The 19060-nt window shown below is 64.0% G+C and carries 13 protein-coding genes; 6 read left to right on the forward strand and 7 right to left on the reverse strand.

Annotated features, from left to right (window positions below):
- Positions 1–4 precede the first annotated feature (4 nt).
- The 4 genes from QZM67_RS28690 to QZM67_RS28705 all read right to left on the reverse strand — a co-directional run bounded on the left by QZM67_RS28690 (position 5) and on the right by QZM67_RS28705 (position 4935).
- Positions 5–1564, reverse strand: coding sequence for a DHA2 family efflux MFS transporter permease subunit (locus tag QZM67_RS28690; protein WP_043182584.1), 1560 nt, complete (start codon positions 1562–1564; stop codon positions 5–7).
- Between the two features lie 28 nt (positions 1565–1592).
- Positions 1593–2807, reverse strand: a complete 1215-nt coding sequence (locus QZM67_RS28695) for an HlyD family efflux transporter periplasmic adaptor subunit (protein ID WP_043182585.1) — start codon at positions 2805–2807, stop codon at positions 1593–1595.
- Positions 2808–2859: 52 nt separating this feature from the next.
- A complete protein-coding gene (locus QZM67_RS28700) occupies positions 2860–4356 on the reverse strand; it encodes an efflux transporter outer membrane subunit (protein WP_301808564.1) in 1497 nt (498 codons plus the stop codon).
- Between the two features lie 87 nt (positions 4357–4443).
- Positions 4444–4935: a MarR family winged helix-turn-helix transcriptional regulator gene (locus QZM67_RS28705; RefSeq protein WP_011351804.1), complete on the reverse strand. Its 492-nt coding sequence runs from the start codon at positions 4933–4935 to the stop codon at positions 4444–4446.
- Positions 4936–5261: 326 nt separating this feature from the next.
- Between QZM67_RS28705 and typA the strand changes: the two genes are divergently transcribed.
- From typA to QZM67_RS28735, 6 genes are all read left to right on the forward strand, one after another.
- Positions 5262–7088, forward strand: a complete 1827-nt coding sequence (typA, locus tag QZM67_RS28710; protein WP_043182588.1) for a translational GTPase TypA — start codon at positions 5262–5264, stop codon at positions 7086–7088.
- A 316-nt stretch (positions 7089–7404) separates the two neighbouring features.
- Positions 7405–10269, forward strand: coding sequence for a 2-oxoglutarate dehydrogenase E1 component (locus tag QZM67_RS28715; protein WP_175021894.1), 2865 nt, complete (start codon positions 7405–7407; stop codon positions 10267–10269).
- A gap of 135 nt (positions 10270–10404) precedes the next feature.
- Positions 10405–11679: a 2-oxoglutarate dehydrogenase complex dihydrolipoyllysine-residue succinyltransferase gene (gene odhB, locus QZM67_RS28720; protein WP_089450367.1), complete on the forward strand. Its 1275-nt coding sequence runs from the start codon at positions 10405–10407 to the stop codon at positions 11677–11679.
- 83 nt (positions 11680–11762) lie between these two features.
- Positions 11763–13193 carry a dihydrolipoyl dehydrogenase gene (lpdA, locus tag QZM67_RS28725; RefSeq protein ID WP_175021892.1) on the forward strand — a complete coding sequence of 477 codons (1431 nt, stop codon included), beginning with the start codon at positions 11763–11765 and terminating at the stop codon, positions 13191–13193.
- 98 nt (positions 13194–13291) lie between these two features.
- Complete coding sequence (gene zapE / locus QZM67_RS28730; protein WP_041492816.1) at positions 13292–14389, forward strand: cell division protein ZapE; 1098 nt, start codon at positions 13292–13294, stop codon at positions 14387–14389.
- 144 nt (positions 14390–14533) lie between these two features.
- Complete coding sequence (locus QZM67_RS28735) at positions 14534–14944, forward strand: transposase (protein ID WP_043182594.1); 411 nt, start codon at positions 14534–14536, stop codon at positions 14942–14944.
- 103 nt (positions 14945–15047) lie between these two features.
- On the opposite strand, the gene QZM67_RS28740 is transcribed toward QZM67_RS28735, so the two are convergent.
- The 3 genes from QZM67_RS28740 to QZM67_RS28750 all read right to left on the reverse strand — a co-directional run bounded on the left by QZM67_RS28740 (position 15048) and on the right by QZM67_RS28750 (position 18915).
- On the reverse strand, positions 15048–15509 hold the full coding sequence (locus tag QZM67_RS28740; RefSeq protein ID WP_175021891.1) for a DUF2147 domain-containing protein: 462 nt from the start codon (positions 15507–15509) through the stop codon (positions 15048–15050).
- Between the two features lie 166 nt (positions 15510–15675).
- Positions 15676–17361 carry a ShlB/FhaC/HecB family hemolysin secretion/activation protein gene (locus QZM67_RS28745; RefSeq protein ID WP_301808570.1) on the reverse strand — a complete coding sequence of 562 codons (1686 nt, stop codon included), beginning with the start codon at positions 17359–17361 and terminating at the stop codon, positions 15676–15678.
- Between the two features lie 144 nt (positions 17362–17505).
- Complete coding sequence (locus QZM67_RS28750) at positions 17506–18915, reverse strand: collagen-like triple helix repeat-containing protein (RefSeq protein WP_301808573.1); 1410 nt, start codon at positions 18913–18915, stop codon at positions 17506–17508.
- Between the last annotated feature and the right edge of the window lie 145 nt (positions 18916–19060).

Genomic DNA, 19060 nt, shown 5'->3' on the forward strand with positions numbered 1-19060 from the left:
GTGTTCAGTGTGCAGCCGATGCCGCGGCACCTGCATCGCCGCCACCTGAGCGCTCGGGCTTCGTGATCCAGATCAACCCGATCAGCAGCACGAAGATCGCCGCGGAGATGTAGAACAGGTCGTTCACGCCAAGCTGCGCGGCCTGCTGCGTGGCCATGTTGTTGATCAGCCCGTGCGCCTGGTCCTGCGTCAGACCGAGGTTGCCCATCTGCGTGACGGCCTGATTGAACGTCGGGTTGTAGACGTTCGTCTGCTCGACCAGTTGCGCGTGATGGAAGTTGTTGCGATGGTCCCAGGCCGTCTGGAAGATCGACGTGCCGATGCCGCCGCACATGATCCGCACGAAGTTCGACAGGCCCGACGCCGCGGGGATGCGGTGACCGGGCAGGCCGGACAGTGTGATCGACACCAGCGGGATGAAGAAGCCGGCCATCGCGATGCCCTGCACGAGCGTCGGCAGGGTCAGCGACCATTCGTCGACACCCGTCGTGTAGCGCGACCGCATCCAGAAGCACAGCGCAAACGTCAGGAACGACGCCGTCGAGATAAAGCGCGGATCGGTGCGCGGCAGATACTTCCCGGTGAGTGGCGACAGCAGGATGGCGAACAGCCCGACCGGCGCCATCACGAGGCCGGCGTCTGTCGCGGTGTAGCCGATCTGCGTCTGCAGCCACAGCGGCAACAGCACGAGGTTGCCGAAGTACAGACCGTATCCGATCGACAGTGCGACCGTGCCACCGGTGAAGTTCCGCATGCGGAACAGCGACAGGTCGACGACCGGGTGTTCGGCGGTCAATTCCCAGATGACGAAGAACGCGAACGCGATAACGGCGGTCAGCGCAAGCACGATGATGGTCGTCGACTCGAACCAGTCGAGATCCTTGCCCTTGTCGAGCATGATCTGCAGCGAGCCGACCCAGATGACCAGCAATGCGAGGCCCACGCCGTCGATCGGCGCACGTCGCACGGCCGATTCCCGATTGCGGTAGATCGCCCACGTCGCGGCGGCGGCGGCGATGCCGACCGGGATGTTGACGTAGAAGATCCACGGCCACGAGTAGTTGTCCGAGATCCAGCCGCCGAGGATCGGGCCGGCAACCGGCGCGATCAGCGTCGTCATCGCCCATAGCGCGAGCGCCATCGGTGCCTTGGCGCGCGGATAGCTCGACAGCAGGAGCGCTTGCGACAGCGGGATCATCGGGCCCGCAACCGCGCCTTGCAGCACGCGCGACCCAAGCAGGAACGGCAGGTTGGGCGAGAGCCCGCACATCCACGACGAAATCACGAACAGGATGATCGACGCGAGGAACAGGCGAACCTGCCCGAAGCGGTCAGTCAGCCAGCCGGTCAGCGGCACGGAGATCGCGTTCGCGACCGCGAACGACGTGATGACCCATGTGCCCTGGTCGGACGACACGCCGAGGTCGCCCGAGATGGTCGGGATCGCGACGTTCGCGATGGACGTGTCAAGCACGTTCATGAACACCGCGAGCGATACCGCGATCGTCCCGATCACGAGCTGCCCGCCCTGCAAGGGCGGGTGAGAGACAGGAGCCTGTGCCATGTCGGTTGTCTTTCCGGAGTCGGAACGGTTACATCATCTTCGCGATGGCGTTCGACTTCGCCGCGGCCGGTGCCGATGCGTTGCCGCCTGCGTTCTCGGCAACGATGCGGGCGATTTCGGCATCGGCTTCGTCGCCGTACTTCGCGAACACGTTGGTCTCGTAGACGGTGTTCGGCGCGTTCACGAGCTGGTCGCCGCGTTCGTCCTTGATGTCCACGTCGACCTGCATCGACAGGCCGATGCGCAGCGGGTGCTTGTCGAGATCCTTCGGATCGAGTTCGATCCGCACCGGCAGGCGCTGCACGACCTTGATCCAGTTACCCGTCGCGTTCTGCGCCGGCAGCAGCGAGAACGCCGAGCCGGTACCGGCCGAGAAACCGACCACCTTGCCGTGGTAGACCGCCGACGAGCCATAGATGTCGGCCGTCAGTTCGACCGGCTGGCCGATGCGCATGTGCTTGAGCTGGACTTCCTTGAAGTTCGCATCGACCCACACCGCGTTCAGCGGCACCACCGACATCAGCGGCGTGCCCGGCGACACGCGCTGGCCGACCTGCACCGAACGCTTCGCGACATAGCCGGTGACCGGCGCGGGCAGCACGTTACGTGCGTTCGCAAGATAGGCATCGCGCACCTTCGCGGCCGCGGCCATCACGTTCGGATGCGATGCGATCGTCGTGTTTGCGGTCAGTGCGCGGTTCGACGCGAGTTGCTGCTGCGATGCGTCGAGCGATGCCTGGGCGGCGCGAACGGCGTCGCGTGCGTGTGAGATTTCTTCCTGCGACACGGCGCCCGTCTGCGCGACGGCGACGCGGCGACGGAGATCGTCCTCGGCTTTCGACAGGTCGGACTGGCGCAGTGCGACTTGCGCGCGGTACTGGTCGTCGTTGACGAACAGGCCGCGCACCTGGCGCACCGTCTGCGCGAGATTGGCTTCGGCCTGCTGCAGCGCGACCTGCGAGTCGGCCGGGTCGAGCACGACGAGCGGATCGCCGGCCTTGACGGTCTGCGTGTCGTCGGCCTTCACCGCGATCACGGTGCCGGTGACCTGCGGCGTGATCTGCACGACGTTGCCGTTCACGTACGCGTCGTCGGTCCCTTCATGGAAGCGGGCGACGAGGAAGTAATACAGGCCGTACGCGATGGCCGCGATCACGATGACCGCGACGAGCAGCGTCATCATTCGCTTGCGTTTGCCGTTGCTCTGCGGCTGCGCGCTGGCGGCGTTTTGTTGGTCGCTCATGGCGATTTTCTCCGTCCGTTATTTCGAGTGTCTGCGTAGTGGTGGCGCCGGATCAGTTGGCGGCCTGTTTCGTCGGCTTGTCGGCATCGGGCGCGGCGAGCGGCGTACCGGTCGCGTCGAACCCGCCACCCAGCGCCTTGATCAGCGCGAGCTGCATGTCGCGCCGGCGCATCTTCAGGTTGGTCACCGTCTGCTCCGATGCGAGGCGGTTGCTGTCCGCGGTCAGCACCTGCAGTTGCGGCGACAGGCCGGCCTTGTAGCGGATGACCGCGAGGTCATAGGCGCGCGTCGATGCGTCGAGTGCGCGTTGCGCATCGCCCATCTGGCGATCGACCGCGCGGATCGACGCGACCTGCGTCGCGACGTCGTTCAGCGCACTGATCAGCGTCTGGTTGTAGTTCGCCACCGACAGGTCGAAGTCCGCATAGCGGCCCTTGAGCTGCGCGCGCAGCGCGCCAGCGTCGAAAATCGGCAGGTGGATCGCCGGGCCGAACTGCGCCTGGCGGCTCGCGAAGTTCAGGAATTTGCCCCAGCCGAACGCATCGAAACCGAAGCCGGCCGCGAGGTTTACGTCGGGATAGAACTCGGCCTTCGCTTCCTTCACGTCGTGCATCGCGGCTTCGACCTGCCAGCGTGCGGCGACGATGTCGGGGCGGCGCGCGACGAGATCGGCCGGCAGGTTGCCGGGCAGCGCGACTTCGCCGCTCGGGTTCATCACGGGCGCGGCGATCTGCAGCCCGCGATCCGGGCCCTTGCCGAGCAGCGCCGCGAGCTGGTAGCGCACGGTCGTGATCTGGCCGTCGAGATCCGACAGCGAAGCCTGGGTCGTCGCGATATTGCCGCGGGCCGTCTGGCGTTCGACGTTGGTGTCGAGGCCGGCCGACACGCGGCCGTCGGTGATCTTGCCGACCGTCTCGCGGTTGGTAATCTCCCGTTGTGCGATATCGCGCAGCGCATAGAGTTGCGCGAGCGAGTTGTAGGTGCGTGCGACCGACGACGCGAGCGTGATGCGCGCCTGCTGCATGTCGGCTTCGGCCGCCTTTTCCTGCGACACGGCGGTGTGCAGGCGTTCGCGGTTCTTGCCCCACAGGTCGAGTTCCCACGATGCACTCGCGAGCGCGTTGTTCTCGCTGTACCACTGGCCGCCGTACGGGGGCGGGAACAGTGCATTCGACGAATATAGCTCGCGTGTCCACGAATAGCTGGCTTCCGCCTTCGGCAGCAGGCTCGAACGCGACGATTCGATGTACGACGACGCCTTGGCGATACGCGCCTGCGCCTGCGCGATCGACGGATTGCCCTGCAGGGCTTCCTCGATCAGCTTCGGCAACTGCGGATCGCCGAACTGGCCGGCCCAGTCGAGCGCCGGCCACTGGCCGCCCTGGGCCGGCAGGCTCTGGGCGGATTCGAATTGCGACGCGGGGGCGATCTGCTTGTCGCTCTTGATGCCGATGTAATTAGCGCAGCCCGCCAGCGCCAGTGCGGCGACCGCGGCGGCGACGGCGGCGCGGCACGACCCGGCGCGCACGGACAACGGGGAGGATTTCATCGCGCTGATCCCTGACTCGGAATGAATGATGGACACTGCAAGGATTTCCTTACATTAATCTGTCAAAAGTAATTGTTATGGCAACTATTACGTGATGCTGCCGCCGGCGGTCTCGCAGTAGTTGCTGAGAATGCGGCGCAGCATGCTCTTCAGGAACCCGACTTCTTCCGGCGTAAACCCGTCCAGCACCTGGTCGAGCACGCTGCGGAAAATGGGCGGCAGCCGCTCGGCGAGCGCACGGCCTTCGTCGGTCAGCTCGAGGCGCACGACGCGCCGATCCTCGATGCTGCGGACGCGGGACAGCAGGCCGCGTTTCTCGACCCGGTCGAGCAGGCGCGTGACAGCGCTCGCGTCGATTCCGTACTCGCGCGCGAGCTCGGCGGCCGTCGAGCATTTGCCGACCGCGATCATGAACAGCATGCTCGCCTGCGTGCCCGTGATGCCGAGCTCTTCCTGCGTGCGTTGCGTGACGAGGTTGGTCATCACCGACTTCACGCGCGACATCAGATAGCCGACGCTATCGTTCATCTGATACGAAGACAGCGGCGAAACGGGCGGTTGGGTAGAAGAATCCGACATAAAACCCTGAAGCTGCAATAGTTGACTAGGCAGCAGTATAGGCACAGTTGCTTGCCGCGGCAAATGTTAATCGAACGGCAAAGGGCGCGCTTCGCGTCAGACAAATCCCTTGTACGGATAAGGTTTTTGACCTCGCCGGCGATGCGGCTTCGGCATGATTGATGCGTTCGAGGGGAGGGCGTGCCGGCCAGCTTGTCGCGTCGCAACGTGCCCGTCAGCTTTCGACATTCTCACGTGCTATAATTTATGGCTTTCCAAGCTGCAATGCGCGCGCCCGTGAAAAACGAGCGGGCGCTTTTGCGCGTTCAAACGATTTCCAGGTTTCTATGACCCGCGCCCTTCGCAATATCGCCATCATCGCCCACGTCGACCACGGCAAGACCACGCTCGTCGACCAACTGCTTCGCCAGTCCGGCACCTTCCGCGAGAACCAGCAGATTGCGGAACGGGTGATGGACTCGAACGACATCGAAAAAGAGCGCGGGATCACGATTCTCGCGAAGAACTGTGCGGTCGAGTACGAAGGCACGCACATCAACATCGTCGACACGCCGGGGCACGCGGACTTCGGTGGTGAGGTGGAGCGCGTGCTGTCGATGGTCGACTCGGTGCTGCTGCTCGTCGACGCGGTCGAGGGCCCGATGCCGCAGACGCGTTTCGTCACGAAGAAGGCGCTCGCGCTCGGCCTGAAGCCGATCGTCATCGTCAACAAGATCGACCGTCCGGGTGCGCGGATCGACTGGGTCATCAACCAGACCTTCGACCTGTTCGACAAGCTCGGCGCAACGGAAGAGCAGCTCGACTTCCCGATCGTCTACGCATCGGGCCTGAACGGCTATGCGTCGCTCGACCCGGCTGCGCGCGAAGGCGACATGCGCCCGCTGTTCGAGGCAGTCCTCGAACACGTGCCGGTCCGCCCGGCGGATCCGGAGGCGCCGCTGCAGCTGCAGATCACGTCGCTCGACTATTCGACGTACGTCGGCCGGATCGGCGTCGGCCGTATCACGCGCGGTCGCATCAAGCCGGGCCAGCCGGTCGCGATGCGCTTCGGGCCGGAAGGCGATGTGCTGAACCGCAAGATCAACCAGGTGCTGTCGTTCACGGGCCTCGAGCGCGTGCAGGTCGAATCGGCCGAAGCGGGCGACATCGTGCTGATCAACGGTATTGAAGACGTCGGCATCGGTGCAACGATCTGCGCGGTGGATACGCCGGAAGCGCTGCCGATGATCACCGTCGACGAGCCGACGCTGACGATGAACTTCCTCGTCAACTCGTCGCCGCTCGCCGGCCGCGAAGGCAAGTTCGTCACGAGCCGCCAGATCCGCGACCGCCTGATGAAGGAACTGAACCACAACGTCGCGCTGCGCGTGAAGGACACCGGCGACGAAACGGTGTTCGAAGTGTCGGGCCGCGGCGAACTGCACCTGACGATTCTCGTCGAGAACATGCGTCGTGAAGGCTACGAGCTGGCCGTGTCGCGTCCGCGCGTCGTGATGCAGGAAATCGACGGTGTCCGTCACGAGCCGTACGAGCTGCTGACGGTCGACGTCGAGGACGAGCATCAGGGCGGCGTGATGGAAGAGCTCGGTCGCCGCAAGGGCGAGATGCTCGACATGGCGTCGGACGGCCGCGGCCGCACGCGTCTGGAATACAAGATCTCGGCGCGTGGCCTGATCGGCTTCCAGAGCGAGTTCCTGACGCTCACGCGCGGCACGGGCCTGATGAGCCACATCTTCGACTCGTACGCACCGGTCAAGGACGGCTCGGTGTTCGAACGCCGCAACGGCGTGCTGATCTCGCAGGACGACGGCGCTGCCGTGGCCTACGCACTGTGGAAGCTGCAGGATCGCGGCCGCATGTTCGTGAAGCCGGGTGACGCGCTGTATGAGGGCATGATCATCGGTATCCACAGCCGTGACAACGACCTCGTCGTGAACCCGATCAAGGGCAAGCAGCTGACCAACGTGCGTGCGTCGGGTACCGACGAAGCCGTGCGCCTCGTGCCGCCGGTCCAGATGTCGCTGGAATACGCGGTCGAATTCATCGACGACGACGAACTCGTCGAAGTGACGCCGCAGTCGATCCGTCTGCGCAAGCGTCACCTGAAGGAACACGAGCGTCGCCGCGCGAGCCGCGAAGGCGCGGTCGACTAAGCATTTCGACCGTTCGCTGCATCACGGAAAAGGCTGCCTGCGGGCAGCCTTTTTTGCATCTGCGCGACGTGCAATCGGGTTGCCTGCAAAACACTGTTTCTGCCGGTCGCGGCAATCCGGCAAAACCCCGTCGGGCGGGCTTTCAGGCGCATTTCACCGTGAACTCCGGTATCGGTTCTGTGATATGCTGCGCGCACGCAAGTTTAGGTCCTTCCAAGCAAGACTTGATTCGCAATCCGCTAAACGGTCAGGCCGTGTCGCGGAAGGTTGAGTAACCCGCTATTTCTCGAGAAGCTCGAAGAAAGGTGAGCGTAAAATGTCAGATGTAATGAAGCAGTTTCAGCTGAACTCCTATCTGTTCGGCGGCAATGCTTCGTACGTTGAAGAACTGTACGATGCATACCTCAACAATCCGGCATCGGTGCCGGAGAACTGGCGAGAGTATTTCGACGCGCTGCAGAACGTACCTGCAACGGACGGTTCGAATGCCAATGACGTCGCCCATTTTCCGATCGTCGAATCGTTCGCCGAGCGCGCGAAGGCCAATGCCTTCATTCCGCGCGAAAGCACCAGCAATCTGGCTGCGGCACGCAAGCAAGTGCACGTCCAGTCGCTCATCAGCGCCTATCGCTTCCTCGGCTCGCAATGGGCCAATCTGGATCCCCTGAAGCGTCGCGAACGTCCCGCCATTCCCGAGCTCGAACCCGCGTTCTACGATTTCTCCGAAGGCGACCTCGACCAGACGTACAGCGCAAGCAATCTGTACTTCGGTTTCGATCAGGCTTCGCTGCGTGACATCGTCAAGGGTCTGCGCGACACGTACTGCGGCACGATCGGCGCCGAATACATGTACATCAGCGACCCGGAACAGAAGCGCTGGTGGCAGGAGCGCCTGGAGTCGATCCGCGCGACGCCGAACTTCTCGGCGGACGAGAAGAAGCACATCCTGAATCGCCTGACGGCAGCGGAAGGCCTCGAGCGCTATCTGCACACCAAGTACGTCGGCCAGAAGCGCTTCTCGCTCGAAGGCGGCGAAAGCTTCATCGCGGCGATGGACGAAGTCGTCCAGCACTCGGGCAAGCGCGGCGTCCAGGAAATCATCATCGGCATGGCCCACCGTGGCCGTCTGAACGTGCTGGTCAACACGCTGGGCAAGATGCCGGCCGACCTGTTCGCCGAATTCGAAGGCAAGCACGTCGACGACCTGCCGGCCGGTGACGTGAAGTACCACAAGGGCTTCTCGTCGGACGTGTCGACGGAAGGCGGCCCGGTCCACCTGTCGCTCGCGTTCAACCCGTCGCACCTCGAAATCGTGAACCCGGTGGTCGAAGGTTCCGCGAAGGCGCGTATGGATCGTCGCGGCGACGAAGACGGCCTGCAAGTGCTGCCGGTGCAGATCCACGGTGACGCGGCCTTCGCTGGCCAGGGCGTCGTGATGGAAACGCTGAACCTCGCCCAGACGCGCGGTTACGGCACGCACGGCACGCTGCACATCGTCATCAACAACCAGATCGGCTTCACGACGTCGGACCCGCGCGATGCGCGCTCGACGCTGTACTGTACCGACGTGGTCAAGATGATCGAAGCGCCGGTGCTGCACGTGAACGGCGACGATCCGGAAGCGGTCGTCCTCGCGATCCAGATCGCGATCGACTACCGGATGCAGTTCCACAAGGATGTCGTGATCGACATCGTCTGCTTCCGCAAGCTGGGTCACAACGAGCAGGACACGCCGGCGGTTACGCAGCCGCTGATGTACAAGAAGATCGCACAGCACCCGGGCACCCGTGCGCTGTACGCCGAGAAGCTCGTGCAGCAGGGCGTGATCGCCGCGGAAGACGTCGACGGCTACGTGAAGGCGTACCGCAAGGCGATGGACGACGGTCACCACACGGTCGACCCGGTCCTGTCGAACTACAAGAGCAAGTACGCGGTCGACTGGGTTCCGTTCCTGAACCGCAAGTGGACGGATGCAGCCGACACGGCCGTGCCGCTCGCAGAACTGAAGCGCCTCGGCGAACGCATCACGACGGTCCCGGAAAACTTCAAGGTTCACCCGCTCGTCGAGCGCGTGATCAACGACCGTCGCAACATGGCGCGTGGCGACCAGCCGCTCGACTGGGGCATGGGCGAGCACCTCGCGTTCGCGTCGCTCGTCGCATCGGGTTACTCGGTGCGCCTCACGGGCCAGGACTCGGGGCGCGGCACGTTCACGCACCGTCACGCGGTGCTGCACGACCAGAACCGCGAGCGCTGGAACGACGGCACGTACGTGCCGCTGCAGAACATCGCTGAAGGCCAGGCGAAGTTCACGGTGATCGACTCGGTGCTGTCGGAAGAAGCGGTGCTGGGCTTCGAATACGGTTACTCGACCGCCGAGCCGAATACGCTCGTGCTGTGGGAAGCGCAGTTCGGCGACTTCGTCAACGGCGCACAGGTCGTGATCGACCAGTTCATCTCGTCGGGCGAAGTGAAGTGGGGCCGCGTGTCGGGTCTCACGATGCTGCTGCCGCACGGCTACGAAGGCCAGGGTCCGGAACACTCGTCGACGCGTATCGAGCGTTTCCTGCAACTGTGCGCAGATCACAACATGCAGGTCGTTCAACCGACGACGCCGGCGCAGATTTTCCACCTGCTGCGTCGCCAGATGATCCGCCTGTTCCGCAAGCCGCTGATCATCGCGACGCCGAAGTCGCTGCTGCGTCACAAGGAAGCGGTGTCGGACCTGTCGGAACTCGCGAAGGGTTCGTTCCAGCCGGTGCTGGGCGAAACCGACGGCGGCATCGACGCGAAGAAGGTCAAGCGCGTGCTGGCATGCTCGGGCCGCGTGTATTACGACCTCGTCGCCCATCGCCGCGAAGCGAAGGCGAACGACGTCGCGATCATCCGTATCGAGCAGCTGTATCCGTTCGCGCACAAGCAGTTCGAAGCCGAAATGAAGAAGTACGAGAACGCGACTGAAGTGGTCTGGGTGCAGGACGAGCCGCAGAACCAGGGCCCCTGGTTCTACGTCGAGCACCATCTGAAGGAAGGCATGAAGGAAGGGCAGAAGCTGGCATACAGCGGTCGTCCGGCTTCGGCCTCGCCGGCGGTTGGCTACTACGCGAAGCACTACGAGCAGCAGAAGGCCCTCATCGAAGGTGCATTCGGCCGCCTGAAGAGCGCATCGATCGCGAAATAACCGACGGAAGCGAAACGGGAAGGCATCATGCGCTTTCCCGTCTCTTTTGGCCCGCCGGGCGCGTAGCGCGCCGCACCGGCCGAAGGAATCGCACGAACCTCGTCATTACCCAGATTAAGCATCCAGGAAAATCACATGGCTATCGTAGAAGTCAAAGTCCCCCAGCTTTCGGAGTCGGTTTCGGAAGCCACCATGCTGCAGTGGAAGAAGAAGCCGGGCGAAGCAGTTGCTCAAGACGAAATCCTGATCGAACTCGAGACCGACAAGGTCGTGCTCGAAGTGCCGGCGCCGGCCGCGGGCGTGCTCGCGCAAGTGCTGCAGAACGACGGTGACACCGTCGTGGCCGATCAGCTGATCGCAACGATCGACACCGAAGCGAAGGCAGGTGCAGCCGAAGCCGCGGCGGGCGCCGCCGAAGTCAAGCCGGCAGCAGCGCCTGCTGCAGCCGCGCCGGCAGCACAGCCGGTTGCCGCAGCCGCATCGTCGACCACCGCATCGCCGGCTGCATCGAAGCTGCTGGCCGAGAAGGGCCTGTCGGCGGGCGACGTCGCAGGTTCGGGCCGTGACGGCCGCGTCACGAAGGGCGACGCGCTGGCAGCAGGCAGCGCACCGAAGGCTGCTCCGGCTGCCGCACCGGCGAAGACCGCCGCTGCGAAGCCGTCGCTGCCGGACGTGAAGGTGCCGGCGTCGGCGACGACCTGGCTGAACGACCGTCCGGAGCAGCGCGTGCCGATGTCGCGCCTGCGTGCGCGTATCGCCGAGCGTCTGCTCGAGTCGCAGCAGACCAACGCGATCCTGACGACGTTCAACGAAGTGAACATGGCCCCGGTCATGGAACTGCGCAACAAGTACAAGGACAAGTTCGAGAAGGAACATGGCGTGAAGCTCGGCTTCATGTCGTTCTTCGTGAAGGCGGCCGTCCACGCGCTGAAGAAGTTCCCGCTCGTGAACGCGTCGATCGACGGTAACGACATCGTCTACCACGGCTACTTCGACATCGGTATCGCTGTCGGCTCGCCGCGTGGCCTCGTCGTGCCGATCCTGCGCAACGCGGATCAACTGAGCCTCGCCGAGATCGAAAAGAAGATCGCCGAGTTCGGCCAGAAGGCGAAGGACGGCAAGCTGTCGATCGAGGAAATGACGGGCGGTACGTTCTCGATCTCGAACGGCGGCGTGTTCGGCTCGATGCTGTCGACGCCGATCATCAACCCGCCGCAGTCGGCAATCCTCGGCGTGCACGCGACGAAGGAGCGTCCGGTCGTCGAAAACGGCCAGATCGTGATCCGTCCGATCAACTACCTCGCGCTGTCGTACGACCACCGCATCATCGACGGCCGCGAAGCCGTGCTGTCGCTCGTCGCGATGAAGGATGCGCTGGAAGATCCGGCACGCCTGCTGCTCGACCTGTAAGCCGAGTTTCACCGCATTGACCCGCTCCGCACGGGCGCGCGACACGCGCTGCCCGTGCGGTTGCACAAGAACAAAGGATTGTCATGTCCAAGGAATTTGACGTCGTCGTGATCGGCGCCGGCCCCGGCGGCTACATCGCCGCGATCCGCGCTGCGCAGCTCGGCAAGACCGTTGCCTGTATCGAGAAGTGGAAGAACCCGGCCGGCGCGCTGAAGCTCGGCGGCACGTGCCTGAACGTCGGCTGCATTCCGTCGAAGGCGCTGCTCGCATCGTCGGAAGAGTTCGAGAACACGTCGCACCACCTGGCCGACCACGGCATCACGGTCGACGGCGTGAAGATCGACGTCGCGAAGATGCTCGGCCGCAAGGACGCGATCGTCGAGAAGATGACGAGCGGGATCGAGTTCCTGTTCAAGAAGAACAAGATCACCTGGCTGAAGGGCCATGGCAAGTTCACCGGCAAGACCGACGCCGGCGTGCAGATCGAAGTGAGCGGCGAAGGCGAAGCCGAAGTCGTGACCGCGAAGAACGTGATCATCGCGACGGGCTCGAAGGCGCGTCACCTGCCGGGCATCCCGGTCGACAACAAGATCGTGTCGGACAACGAAGGTGCGCTGACGTTCGACGCGGTGCCGAAGAAGCTCGCCGTGATCGGCGCAGGCGTGATCGGCCTCGAGCTCGGCTCGGTGTGGCGTCGCCTCGGTGCCGAAGTGACGGTGCTCGAAGCGCTGCCGGCGTTCCTCGGCGCAGCCGACGAAGCGCTCGCGAAGGAAGCGGCCAAGCTGTTCAAGAAGCAGGGCCTCGACATCCATCTCGGCGTGAAGATCGGCGAAGTGAAGACGACCGCGGACGGCGTGTCGATCGCCTACACGGACAAAGACGGCAACGCGCAGACGCTCGACGCCGACCGCCTGATCGTGTCGGTCGGCCGCGTGCCGAACACCGACAACCTCGGCCTCGAGGCAATCGGCCTGAAGGCGAACGAACGCGGCTTCATCGACGTCGACGACCACTGCCGCACGGCAGTGCCGAACGTGTTCGCGATCGGCGACGTGGTGCGTGGCCCGATGCTCGCGCACAAGGCGGAAGACGAAGGCGTGCTGGTCGCGGAAGTGATCGACGGCCAGAAGCCGCACATCGACTACAACTGCATTCCGTGGGTGATCTACACGTACCCGGAAATCGCATGGGTCGGCAAGACGGAGCAGCAGCTGAAGGCGGAAGGCCGCGAGATCAAGTCGGGCAAGTTCCCGTTCTCGATCAACGGCCGGGCACTCGGCATGAACGCGCCGGACGGCTTCGTGAAGATGATCGCGGATGCGAAGACCGACGAACTGCTCGGCGTGCACGTGATCGCTGCGAACGCGTCGGACCTGATCGCGGAAGCCGTGGTCGCGATGGAGTTCAAGGCGGCGTCGGAAGACATCGCCCGTATTTGCCATCCGCACCCGTCGATGTCGGAAGTGATGCGCGAAGCGGCGCTCGCCGTCGACAAGCGCTCGCTGAACAGCTGAGCGCGGTATAGCGCCGGCCGGCCAACGGCCGGCGCAGCCGTCTCATGACGAAGGCGGGCGGGGTTTCCCGTCCGCCTTCGTTTTTTCTGGTTTGCCCGATGAACGTCACCGAATACTACACGCGCGAATTGACCACGCGCGGCTATCAGTCCGATCCCGCGCAGCGCGCGGCCGTCGATCGCCTGCAGCAATGCTTCGACGAGTGGGTCGAGTACAAGGCGCGCCGCTCGAACGCATTCAAGAAGCTCATCAATCATCCCGACCTCCCGCGTGGCGTCTACATGTGGGGCGGCGTCGGTCGCGGCAAGAGCTTCCTGATGGACAGCTTCTACGCGGTCGTGCCCGTGCAGCGCAAGACGCGCCTGCATTTCCACGAATTCATGCGCGAAGTGCACCGCGAGCTCGAGGAACTGAAAGGGCAGGCGGATCCGCTCGACGAACTCGCACGGCGTATTGCGAAGCGCTACCGGCTGATCTGCTTCGACGAGTTCCACGTGTCGGACATTGCCGATGCGATGATCCTGTATCGTCTGCTCGACCGCCTGTTCAACAACGGCGTGCAGTTCGTGATGACGTCCAACTACGACCCCGACGACCTGTATCCGGACGGCCTGCATCGCGACCGCATGCTGCCGGCGATCGCGCTGATCAAGTCCAGGCTCGACGTGCTCAACGTCGATGCGGGCGTCGATTATCGCCAGCGCACGCTCGCGCAGGTGAAGATGTATCACACGCCGCTCGGCGCTGACGCCGATCGCGAACTGCGCCATGCGTTCCAGAAGCTCGCTGCCGTTCCTGACGAAAGCCCGCTCCTGCATATCGAGAAGCGTGAGCTGAAGGCGCTGCGCAAGGCGGACGGTGTCGTCTGGTTCGATTTCGCGACGCTGTGCGGCGGCCCGCGTTCGCAGAACGACTATCTCGAACTCGCGAGCCGCTTCCACGCGATCGTGCTGTCCGAGGTGCCGCAGATGTCGCCGCGGATGGCGTCAGAGGCGCGTCGCTTCACGTGGCTCATCGACGTGCTGTACGACCACAAGGTCAAGCTGCTGATGTCCGCGGCGGTGCCGGCGGAGCAGTTGTATGTCGAAGGCCCGATGGCCAACGAGTTTGCGCGGACGGTCTCGCGAATCGTCGAAATGCAGTCGAAGGAATATATCGAAACACCCCGCCGCATCGTCGATACGTCGCTGACCTGATTGCGATTTTCGGGAATGGGCGGGATTCAAACGTCAATTCCGGTCAAATTGGGGCGATCTCGGGGTATTTTCGGATTTGTCTTATATTCATTGTTGAGGTGAGCCGATATCGTTGTGTCATGGTTACCAAGGCTGGAGATGTCCATGACACCGTATCGCGATTTGACCGATCAAGAGTGGCGCTGCGTCGCGTCGCTTCTGCCCGAAATGCAGCCGCGCACCGAGTTGCGCGGCCGGCCGTTGGCCAATACGCGTGCCGTGCTGAACGGCGTGCTCTGGGTAATCTACAGTGGCGCAACGTGGTCGGCCATGCCGCGCCGTTACCCTTCGTATCAGACTTGCCATCGACGCTTCAAGGTCTGGCACGAGACGGGTACGTTGATGAGTGTCATGCGCGAACTCTATGGCGATGCAGGCGTGAATCTGTGCAACGAGTTGTCCACGCGGATGCGCAAGCACACGCAATCGAAGGCGGCGGAAGCGCGCAGCAATGTGGCGCCCGCGTATCGCGCACCTGGCAGCTATGCGTCGGACACGCTGAAGCATGCAGCGTGATATCCATCGGTTCCAGCTACACCTGCACCAAAAGAAAATCGGCCTGGCGACATTGTCGCAGGCCGATTTTTTCATTGAGCCGTGCGTTTAAGCCCGAGTCGCATTATTGAGAGCGAACCCAGGTCTGCGAACGACCGAGCAGCGACACGCCGATGTAACCGCGCACGACGAGTTTCTGGCCGCCGTCTTCAAGCGTCATCTTGCACTTGTAGACCTTGCCGTTCTCCGGGTCGAGAATGTTGCCGCCGTCCCAGTGGTCGCCTTCCTTCTTCATTGCCTTGATGATCGTCATGCCCTTGATGAGCTGATCCTTGCGCTCGTCCGTGCAGGCGGTGCAGCGGCGATCCGGCGTATCGTTCGCGCCGAGGCCCTTGACGACTTTGCCGGTCAGCGCACCGTCGCTGTCTTCGGCGATCTGCACGAGCGCCTTCGGCTGATGGGTGTTGTCGTCGATCGTCTGCCACATGCCGATGGGGTTGTCAGCTTGTGCGAACGTGGGGGCGGCGCAAGCGAGCAGTGCGCCGGCGACGGCGATTGCACGCAACGGGCGGGTCAGTTGAATCATTGTCGTCCTCCTTGTTTTGCATGTCGTGTTCGATTTGCACGCACAACCGTCTGCATGGGGCGGGCATGTTGCGAGCTTCGCCAGAATACGTGAAACCGCGCGCCACGTTTGATAGAGGGGACTCTAATCGAAACAGCCCGCGTGGCGCGGGCTGTCGGGTGACCGATCAGTTGAGCTGATACGAAAATGCGGCGTTGATGCGCGGGCTGCGCGATGCGCTTTCGACGGGCGCGTCTCCCACCGGCTTCGCGACGTTCAGATCGAGGCTGTAGAAGCGGCTGTCCGAGAAACGCACGCCGATGCCGACCGACGACATGCGGTTCGGTGACGGTGTGCCGGCATGCAGGTACACACGTGCCATGTCGTAGGCGATGTATGGCGTAACGGATTTCATATACGTCCAGCCCGGTGTGAAGCCGCGGTTGACCTCCAGCGACATCCCCCATCCCGAGTCACCCGACGCTTCGCCCGGCTGATAGCCGAGCGCGTAGCGCGTCGAGCCGAACGAAATCTGCTCGGACGTCGGCAGCGAGTCGGGGCTGTATTGCCCGGTCAGCGAGATCGACGTACCGATCCGGAACGGCCATTCGTTGGTTTGCGTGAAGGTCGCACCGGTACGGACGAAGGTCAGTGAAATCGGGTCGGCGTACGTAATCGTCGAGCCATTCGCCTGGGCGGTCTGCGATTTTGACGCACCGAGGATGTCGAACGCCTTGGCCACGTTGACACTGAACTTTCGCACCTGCTTCGGCTGGACGCTCGTGTAGTCAAGCTGCAACTGCATCACGCGAACCTGCGACCGATTGTTGAGCGTCGCGCCGGTGATCTGGTTCTGGTAATTGTCCTCGTTATGCGCCGCATAGCCCGATACGGTACCGAGCAGGCTGCGCTGATTGTTCAGCAGTATTGGATAGGATGCCGAAAGACCCAGTTTTTCGTTCTTGACCGTGCGCTGGATGTACGACGGCAGGCCGGGATTGTCAGTCGGCTTGCCGCGATAGGTGCTTGCGTCGAGGCGCGTGATCAGGCCGCTGCTACCGACGGGGAGCGCACCGCTGAATGCGAAGTAAGTCTGCTTGTCGCGCCCCGGCGGCGCCAGCGCGGAAATGCTCAGTTGCTCGCCGAACGACGTGAGGCCGTTTTCGGTCGCGGTGATGAGACCCTGGACGCCCGGGTGGTTGAAGTCGATGCCGGTGCTGACGTTGAACGGCTTGCGGTCGACGGCGAGTTCGAGCGTCGTCGCACCGTCGGTGGTTTGCGGCGGCGGTACGTTCGCCTTTACCGTGAGGCCGGGCAACAGGCCGAACGTGTTCACGTAGCGTTCGAACGTCGCGCGGCGCAGCGGGCGATCGGCAGTGATATGCGCGGCGATCGCACGAATCTTCGATTCCATCGCACCGGGCTTGCCGGTGACCTTGACGTCCGACACGTAGCCTTCGACAACCGTGATGCGCACGACGCCGTTCTCGAACGTCTGCGCAGGAATGAACGCGAACGACAGCGCGAAACCGCGATCCTGGTACAGCTTGGTTACGCCGTTGGCGGTTTCGATCAATTCGCCGATCGTGATGTCCTTGCCGACGAGAGGGGTGAAGCGACGCGAGATTTCCTCGAACGGCACGGACTTCACGCCTTCGACCTGGAACGTCTTCGGTGTCACGTGGCGCGATAGCAACTCCTGCAACTGCGGTGCTTGCGGTGCGACCTGCACGGTCACGTTCGGGCCGGTTTTCGGCGCGTTGATCTGGGGCAGGGAGTCGAGCGGGTTACCTCCGACGCGCGTTTGTGCATGTGCCGTGCCTGCTGCCGCGATGGCGAGCAGCATCATCCATCTGTCGAGTCTGGATTTCATTGTTCTTCCTCGTAGGCCTTGCTTTTCGTCTTCTTTGTAATGCCGGCGCGCGACACCAGGGTGTCGCGCGCCGCGTGCCGCAATGCCGGTTGTGTTTGTATGGCCGCGCCATTCGCTCCGGCTGCGAAGATGCGACCGTCCTCCTTACTTGCCAACGCTACCCAGCAACCCCGTGACCGGTGCCAGCAGGCCCGTCGAGCTGCCGCCCGCCGCTGCCGTACCCGTGACGCTGCCGACCAGCGACGTGACCGGCGCGAGCGGGCTAGCGCTCCCCGATCCTGCTGCGCCACCCACTGCTCCGGTGACAGTATTCAGCAAACCGGTGACCGGCGCGAGAGGGTTTGCACTGCCTGTGCCGCCCGTTGCGCCGCCGAGCGTGCCAGTCACTGTCGACACGAGATTCGTGACGGGGGCGAGCGGGCCGCCGCTGCCGCCTGCTGCGCCACTGAGCGCTCCCGTCACCGTGGAGACGAGGCCCGTGACCGGTGCGAGCGGGCCGCTGCCCGAACCGCCGGTCGCGCCGCCGAGTGCGCCCGTGAGCGAGCCGAGCGGCGTCGAGCCGAGACCCGACAGCAGGCCGCCGAGCGGATTCGTCGAGCCGGAACCCGACGATGCGCCGTTTTGTACGGTCGCCGTCGAGCCGCCGACGAGGCTCGTGATCAGGCCAGGGATCGGTGCTGCGCCGTTCGGGCCGTTCGGGTTGACGAGGCCGCCCGCGTTGGTCACGGTGTTGCCGACCGCGGTCACGAGCTGACCGACGTCGCCGACGAGCGGCTGGCTCGACGTGCCGCCGACCTGCTTACCGGCCGAGCTGATCGCGCCGCCAACCTGGCCGAGCAGGCCCGAGACGGGTTGGCCGAGGCCGGTCGTCGTGCCGACCTGTTGCGTGACCTGGCCGGCGGTGATCACGAGCGGCGTGATCGCCGAGCTGAGCGGCTGCGTCACTTGCTGTACGGCGCCCGACGACAGCGTCGAGCCGATCGTCGTGCCGGCGGCTGTCAGGCCGTTGGCCACCGTATCGAGCACGGTGCCGACCGGCGTCGTGACAGGAGCGAGCGGCGCGAGCTGGCCCGTGCCGAGCGCCTTGACCGTCGAGCTCAGGCCGGACACCGTGTTGCTCGTCGCGCCGACCACATTGCCGAGGCCTGCAACGGTCGTGCCCACCGGATCGTTAGTCGTGCCGATCTGTCCCAGTCCGTTGCTCACGGCATCGGCGGCTGCGCCGACGATCGTACCGGTGCTGGAGATCGTGCTGCCGACACCCTTCGTCACGCCGTCGCCGAGGCCCGGCAGGCTGATGTTGCCGACCGTGCTGCCGAGGTCGGTGGCCGTCTGACCAACCGTGCTGACGACTCCCTTGGTGCCGGTTGGCGTGCCGCTGGTGCCGCTCGTGCTCGGCGTACCGCTCGTGCTGGGGTTGTTGTTGCTGCTGGTCGGCGGCGAGCTGACGCCGCCGCCGCCGCAGGCGGCCAGCAGGCAGGCTGCGGCGAAGGCCGTGAGGGGCACGCGCCATTGGCGCAGGGTGGCTGTCGTGAGAGAACGTTGCTGGGACATGAGTGACTCCTCGCTGTCTTGTCGATTGATGGATCTTGGTTTACTTGCCGTGCGTGCCGCCGAGCAGGCCGCCGATCAGCGACGTGACCGGCGCGAGCGGATTCGACGCCGAGCCCGAGTTCGTGACGGCGCCCGTACCGCCGGT

This window comes from Burkholderia sp. AU45251, assembly GCF_030482905.1.
Lineage (GTDB): Bacteria > Pseudomonadota > Gammaproteobacteria > Burkholderiales > Burkholderiaceae > Burkholderia > Burkholderia aenigmatica.